Source organism: Thermodesulfobium sp. 4217-1 (assembly GCF_039822205.1).
In the GTDB taxonomy this organism is placed as follows: domain Bacteria; phylum Thermodesulfobiota; class Thermodesulfobiia; order Thermodesulfobiales; family Thermodesulfobiaceae; genus Thermodesulfobium.
The window spans coordinates 1-5,042 of sequence record NZ_JBAGBW010000044.1; the positions used below are offsets into that span (position 1 = coordinate 1).

Consider the following 5,042-nt stretch of genomic DNA (forward strand, 5'->3'; position numbering starts at 1 on the left):
GGTTTTTTATTATTTATTTTCTACGTTCTTTAGGGGGGGTTGCTCAATTGCTTTTCAGTGTTTTGACAGCAAAAATTGAGGTTACCTTGGTTTTAGAGTCAATTTGGGGTAACCGAAAGGTTTTGATGATTTTTTTAGAGAGGTTTTGTCAGGCTTTTTTCAAAAGACCGCAAAAAGCATTGCGATGTTTTTTGTTTCAAAAAACATCGCAAGAAAAGCGTTAGGCTTTTTTCTTGCACTAAAAGGGACACGCACCCCACACACGCAATCTAAGGGGTCTAGGAGCTTATGTTTGACACCTGGCAATGTTTTTATTACACGGTTAAATGTATTTTAGGATTCATTGTTAGTAACCTTTACAAATATTTTCTTTAAATCTTCTAAAAACTTAATTGGTTCATTCTTTATAACTTGTCTATAATAATCAAAATCTTGATATCGTTTTTCAAAGTTATTAAAGCAATCCTCTATTTTTTCAATTATCTTAGGTATATTTTCTTCTTTATCTTCAAACTTATACTCCTCTGGAATAGGGACATCTTCAAAAAATGCAGCTGAACCTCTTTTACCAGTTATAACACAACAACCTAATATTGCAGCCTCTCTTGGAATACGATCTTTACCTGGATGATTACCAAAGTCTATATAAACCTTTGCTTTTTGAAGAGTCTCAATTACTTGCTCTCTTGTTATGTTAACTAGGGGTACAAATTTTATATCTCTTGCTGAAGAGATTATTTTCTTGGTAAAAGCAAATCCTTTCTTAGGATTGTATGCTACTATATTTTCTTTTTTAGATAAGATAGTCTCTTTATTTAAGAAATCAGGATTTAGATATTCAGAAAGATAATATAAAGGTTTTAATTCCTTAAACCATTCTAAACCTCTAAAGGAGTTTGTCATATAAAAATCTGTAAGTTTTAGTAAATCATCTTTCTTGTAATCATATTTTTGAACTAATTTATTCAAATGTTTTTCTGAAGTAATATCAAATAACGGTTGTTTATTTATTAACCTCATAAACTTATTTATGACTCTCTGAAAAAAAAAATCTTTTTTTTGTCAGCCTGCTAAGATAATAATTGTCTACACTTAAAAACCATACACCTTTCCGGATTTTCTTATATTTTTCTAATTGCATAAGGCCATCTAAAATTTCAGGTACTATTAAAATATTTGTGCTATCATCTTCGATAGCTTGTTGAAGCTTGTATGGAACTTTATAAATCTTATACGCTGGATGCACTGGATTTGAGAACTTACTGCTATCGAAATTATAGTAGTACATAAAAGCTTCTATATTTAAATCATTTACAAGATGGTAACCTAACTGATGCAATAATTCTGGTCCACCTGTAGCAAAATTAGCTGGACAAGCTATGTATATTTTACTATTCTTATAAATTTCAACACTCATATTTTCTCCTATCTCGTTATATACTCTATTTTTGGGTTTTTAACTAAGCTATCTATACATGCTTTAATATTAATATATTTAACCTCTCGAGGTAACTTGAATGTTGAAATAATTGTTTTAAATAGATAGAAAGGATATCTATGTTTGTTATAGAATTTATGAATCCATAACCAATTTCTAACGTTATAGTAAAATCTCCAGTCACATACTCCATCTGCAGAATAATTTGTCTTAGTTTTATGCACTACGATACTATCTTTAACATATAAACCTAAAAATCCATTTCTTGTTATTCTTAATGTATATTCTACATCATCTGCCCATATGAAAAATTCTTTTATTGGAAGACCCACCTCTTTTATTATACTTCTGTTAATTAACAACGAAACAAAAGACGCCGATTCTATTAATAATACATTTTTCTCTTCATAAGCGTTAAAAGGAAGATAGTTGACTAATGGTTTTACGTTTGGTATATTCATAATATGAGGTGTTTTATCTATCCATAAGACTTTGCTACACATAAAACCAATCTTTCTTTCTTCTAACAAATGGGTTTTTTCTATAAGATTTTCAATAGCTTTTTCGCTAGCTATTGTATCATCGTCCATCAACCACAACCAATCGTATCCTTTCTCATAACCTCTTTTAACGCCTTCGTAAAAACCGCCTGCCCCACCGGCATTTTCATGCATCCTAACATAATGAAATCTTATTGGGTTGTCATCTACTGAGTTTTTGATCTCAGATTCTTTTTCCCATGGCTCATTTAAATTTTTTGGCGGTAATTCGCTTATATACCCTTTTTCTAATAAAAGCTCTGGGGTACTGTCTGTGGAAGCGTTGTCTATTAGGTATATACCTTGTATAGGTCTTGTTTGTTTTTTTAAAGATTCTAAACATTCTATTAATAAATCTTTTCTGTTATATGTCACAACTACCGCACAAACTGTATCTTTCATCTAACCCTCTCCTCAAACACTTCTAAAGCTCTTTTTACAACATCATCCATGTCATAATATCTGTATTCTGCAAGCCTACCGACAAGTATTAAATTTTTAAATTTTTCTGCCTCTTCTTTGTATTTGTTATAAAGTTCTCTGTTTTCTTTAGTAAAAACAGGATAATAAGGAATGTCCTTGTTTGGCTGGTAAGACTTTGGATATTCTTTTAGTATAGTAGTTTTTTTAGTTTCCACAGGATGTATATGCTTAAACTCAGTAATCCGGGTAAAATCGTAATCGTTCGGATAATTCACTACAGGAGTTTCCTGATAATACTCTTTATCCCCGGTTTCAAACTTTAGATCTAAACTACGATAAGGCAAGAATCCATATTTAAAATCAAAAAGTTCATCTATCATACCTGTAAATATTAGTTTCCCTTTAAACTCTTGTCCTATGAAGAAAATCTTTTTGTTTTTAAAGTCTATACTCAACACTTCTTTAAAATCTGTATTCAACATAATTTTTATATTCGGGTGATTTAGCATTCTTTCAAATATTTTAGAATATCCTTCTTTTGGCACTGCTTGGTATTTATCAGTAAAGTATCTATTATCTCTACTTATGTAAATTGGTATTCTTGCCGTTACTTGTGGATCTATTTCTTCTGGCTTTAATCCCCATTGCTTTGCTGTGTAGTTTTTGAATATCTTGTTGTAAACAAAATCTGCTAAAAATCTTAAATCCTTATCCTCTTCTTTTAAAAGCTCTAAAATAGGCACTTTTGAGTTGTAATCATATTTGTTTATTAGTTTAACCTCTAATGTTTTAGCTAAGTTCTCCGGAAAGACTTCGTAAAGGGTATTTAGATTAAATGGTATTGACACTTTCTTACCATCTATAAAGGCTAACACTCTATGGTGATAAAGCTCCCAATCTGTAAAATTTGATAGATAGTCAAATACTTCCTTATAATCTGTATGAAAAAGATGTGGTCCATACTTGTGGACTATTATGTTATTTTCATCTTTGTAATCATAGCAGTTTCCGCCAATATGGTTTCTTTTTTCTATTATTAATACTTTTTGATTTAAGATACTGGCTATTCTTTCTACTATAACAGATCCTGATAAACCAGCGCCTACTGTAATGAAACTAAACATTTTTCACATCCAATATAAGAATTATTTTTTTCTGCAAATAAATAAACATCGTGGCTGTAACAAAAATTTCCGAAATCAATACAGAAAATGCTGTACCATTAGCTTGATATATTGGAATCAAAATAATGGATAAAATAATATTTATTGCGCTCGCTAATATCAAAATTCTTGAAAAAGCTTTTTTGTAACCAAATGTTAGCATTGTTTGTATTCCAAATATGTTACTTAGAGCTATTATAAAAGGTAAAAAGGACAAAATCCTTAAAATTACAACCGATTCTATGTATTGATTACCAAATAAAATTTTTACAATTAAATTTGCAAAGATAAATATTCCTAAAGATAAAATAAATGTAACACTACCAATTAGAATGGTTATTTTCTTTATAAACATTATCGCTATTTCTTTTGATTGGTTGGCTAATCTACTAACATACGGATAAATAGTTTGTGAAACAGGACCCAAAAGTCCTTGTACTGCTTTTATAATCTTTTCAGCAGCAGAATAATACCCAACAATTGTATTGTTCGTAAATAAACCTAAAATGAAGGTATTGCTAATAGTATATAAACTAATTGCAACCGTAGATATAAATATATGCCAACCCTCTTTTAGATGATATTTAATATTTTCAAAAGAAGGTAATATAAATTTTACACCAAAATTTCTAAAAATTATCCAAAGACCCAATACACCAGCTAAAATACTGCCTAATGCATTTATTAGTGGCACATACAGGTAATCTGATTCTTTTCTTATAAATACAAATATAGCCACGGTAAAAACAAAGCGGGATAGCACATTAAAAATTGTTATATATTTCATTCTTTCTATGCCTTGAAAAAACCAAACTGGAAAAACTACATTACCAATAACCAAACCAAATGTAAAAAAATAAAGAAGCCAGTATTTTGAAAACTTTTTAAAAGCAAATACTATTGCAAGCATTACTATAAAAGACAAAACAGCAAAAAGCATTTGTATTGTAATTACAGAGCTGAAAATTTCTGAAACCTTTTCTTGATTTTCCCTGTGTATAGAAATTTCTCTTGTAGCAGATAGATTAAAACCATAATTAGTAAATACTTGAAAATACCCTACAAAAGCTTGTGCAAAAGCTACAAGTCCGTATTTTGACGGACCAAGCACTCTTACTAAATACGGCAGGGTGATCAAAGGGAAAATATAATTTGCAACCTGCAAAGAATAAAGCGAAAAAAAATTACTCAGTAGCCTTTTCTTATCTTGAGTGTTTGTTAGGCTTTTTATGCTAAACATAACCTAATTTAGATCCCATTTTTTTACTGCTCCTCTAAGTCTTTTATCAGTTTTTCTCTATCGTTTGTATTTTTTATTAAAAGTTTTATTTCTTTTGGCAGAGCAAACTCAATAAAGCTTTTTGCATTTTCCTTGTTTGATATTATGTGTTTGAAAAACTTATCATGAACTTGGTGTATTTCATTCATAAGGCTGATTTAAACACAACAAATAAGAAATGTCAAATAAGTAATTTTTGT

General features: G+C 29.7%; 7 protein-coding genes. 1 reads left to right on the plus strand and 6 read right to left on the minus strand.

Translation table 11 applies throughout. From position 1 onward, the window contains the following. Nucleotides 1–224 (plus strand): hypothetical protein (locus tag V4762_RS09760; protein ID WP_347315589.1); only part of this gene is annotated, 224 nt, incomplete at its 5' end. 109 nt (nt 225–333) lie between these two features. On the opposite strand, the gene V4762_RS09765 is transcribed toward V4762_RS09760, so the two are convergent. Genes V4762_RS09765 through V4762_RS09790 form a run of 6 tightly spaced genes read right to left on the minus strand, consistent with a single transcriptional unit; the run spans nt 334 to nt 4,991 of the window. After that, nucleotides 334–1,020, minus strand: coding sequence for a hypothetical protein (locus V4762_RS09765; protein WP_347315590.1), 687 nt, complete (start codon nt 1,018–1,020; stop codon nt 334–336). A gap of 4 nt (nt 1,021–1,024) precedes the next feature. After that, on the minus strand, nt 1,025–1,417 hold the full coding sequence (locus V4762_RS09770; protein WP_347315591.1) for a hypothetical protein: 393 nt from the start codon (nt 1,415–1,417) through the stop codon (nt 1,025–1,027). Between the two features lie 8 nt (nt 1,418–1,425). After that, a complete protein-coding gene (locus tag V4762_RS09775; protein WP_347315592.1) occupies nt 1,426–2,379 on the minus strand; it encodes a glycosyltransferase family 2 protein in 954 nt (317 codons plus the stop codon). Continuing rightward, nucleotides 2,376–3,524 (minus strand): UDP-galactopyranose mutase, encoded by a 1,149-nt coding sequence (gene glf, locus V4762_RS09780; protein WP_347315593.1) that lies wholly within the window; start codon nt 3,522–3,524, stop codon nt 2,376–2,378. The genes V4762_RS09775 and glf overlap by 4 nt, the downstream gene beginning before the upstream one ends. Beyond that, nucleotides 3,517–4,803 carry a flippase gene (locus V4762_RS09785; RefSeq protein ID WP_347315594.1) on the minus strand — a complete coding sequence of 429 codons (1,287 nt, stop codon included), beginning with the start codon at nt 4,801–4,803 and terminating at the stop codon, nt 3,517–3,519. Before V4762_RS09785 ends, glf begins: the two co-directional genes overlap by 8 nt. Nucleotides 4,804–4,826: 23 nt before the next feature. Next, nucleotides 4,827–4,991, minus strand: coding sequence for an Rpn family recombination-promoting nuclease/putative transposase (locus V4762_RS09790; protein WP_347315595.1), 165 nt, complete (start codon nt 4,989–4,991; stop codon nt 4,827–4,829). Nucleotides 4,992–5,042: the final 51 nt, after the last annotated feature.

Bases quoted from the DNA above. Each gene is read 5' to 3' on its own strand.
- V4762_RS09765 (WP_347315590.1), bottom strand. From the start codon at position 1,020: ATGAGGTTAATAAATAAACAACCGTTATTTGATATTACTTCAGAAAAA.
- V4762_RS09770 (WP_347315591.1), bottom strand. From the start codon at position 1,417: ATGAGTGTTGAAATTTATAAGAATAGTAAAATATACATAGCTTGTCCA.
- V4762_RS09775 (WP_347315592.1), bottom strand. From the start codon at position 2,379: ATGAAAGATACAGTTTGTGCGGTAGTTGTGACATATAACAGAAAAGAT.
- glf (WP_347315593.1), bottom strand. From the start codon at position 3,524: ATGTTTAGTTTCATTACAGTAGGCGCTGGTTTATCAGGATCTGTTATA.
- V4762_RS09785 (WP_347315594.1), bottom strand. From the start codon at position 4,803: ATGTTTAGCATAAAAAGCCTAACAAACACTCAAGATAAGAAAAGGCTA.
- V4762_RS09790 (WP_347315595.1), bottom strand. From the start codon at position 4,991: ATGAATGAAATACACCAAGTTCATGATAAGTTTTTCAAACACATAATA.